Annotated in this window: 1 pseudogene; it reads left to right on the plus strand. The window is 47.4% G+C overall.

Annotated elements, in window-relative coordinates:
• Positions 1–1361 (plus strand): annotated as a pseudogene (gene glnE / locus R7Q48_RS24105) (bifunctional [glutamate--ammonia ligase]-adenylyl-L-tyrosine phosphorylase/[glutamate--ammonia-ligase] adenylyltransferase); the annotation flags it as partial.
• Positions 1362–1491: the final 130 nt, after the last annotated feature.

A 1491-nucleotide genomic window follows, 5' to 3' on the forward strand; every position in this document is an offset into this window, starting at 1 on the left:
GCCAAGAAAACGCTCGGCCCCCGTGGGCGAGAAGTCTTAATCGCTTGATGCCAAAAGTGTTTGACGCGGTGTTTGCCCACCCAGACGCTCAATTTGGTTTACCGCGAGTGTTGCACTTACTGCACAATATTTGCACGCGCACGACGTACTTAGAATTGTTGGATGAACACCCTGCCGCATTGGTGCAGTTGGTGCGCTTGTGTACCGCAAGTCCAATGATTTCCGAACAGTTGTCTCGTTATCCAATCCTTCTGGATGAGTTGATAGATCCTCAACAACTGTACAACCCAATTCCACTCGATAGCTATCGCACTGAATTGCGCGATTTCCTTGCCCGTATTCCCGAAGATGATATGGAGCAGCAAATGGAAGCGTTGCGTCAGTTTAAGCAAATTTGTATTTTGCGTATCGCGGCGGCGGATATCGCTGGCGTGCTGCCAGTCATGAAAGTAAGTGACCACTTAACTTATCTAGCAGAAGCCATTGTTGAAGCGGTGGTCAGCCAAGCGTGGCTTCAAGTGTCTGAAAAATACGGCGAGCCAACACACGTGAAGGACCGTGAAGGCAAAGGCTTTGCCGTGATCGGTTATGGTAAAGTCGGTGGATGGGAGTTGGGCTACAACTCAGACTTAGATATCGTCTTTATGCACGACTGCCCAGTTAATGTATACACCGATGGGAAGAAGGAAATTGACGGCCGCCAGTTCTACCTTCGTTTAGCACAGCGCATCATCCATATTTTCTCAACCCGCACCGCATCAGGCATTCTATACGAAGTGGACACTCGCTTACGTCCTTCTGGGGCGTCCGGCCTGTTGGTGAGTCCAACCGATGCGTTTGATGATTATCAACATCAAGATGCGTGGACTTGGGAGCATCAAGCTTTAGTGCGCGCTCGCATGATTTATGGTGATGAACCATTGGCGATTGCTTTCCATAACACTCGTCATGATGTGTTGTGTAAACCGCGTGATGAGCAAACGTTGAAAAAAGAAGTCGTCGAGATGCGCGAAAAAATGCGCGATCATTTAGGTGGTAAGAAATCTGGTCGCTTCATGATCAAGCAAGACGTCGGTGGTATTACCGATATCGAATTTCTGGCTCAATATTTGGTGCTTAACTATAGTCACGAGAAACCTAAGCTTACGCGTTGGTGTGACAATGTCCGAATATATGAAACGCTAATTGCTCAAGGTGTCATGGAAGAAGACCAAGCGATGCAACTGATACGCGCGTACACGACGATGCGTAACGAAATACACCACAGAAACCTGCTTAATTTGGATGCAGATGTGGTTGAAGATAAGTTTGTTGCAGAAAGAGAATGGGTGAAGCAAGCATGGAACCAGTGGTTCGCCTAAGTAGAAGTAGTGCTCAAGGTTCAGCCTAGAAAAAGGCTGTGCTAAACTCACCACGATTTAATTTTTGGAGACCAACAATGAAACCAATTCTACCTGATTACAACAGCGCTGGTGTGCTCATCATCGGTGA

Source organism: Vibrio sp. 378 (assembly GCF_033339435.1).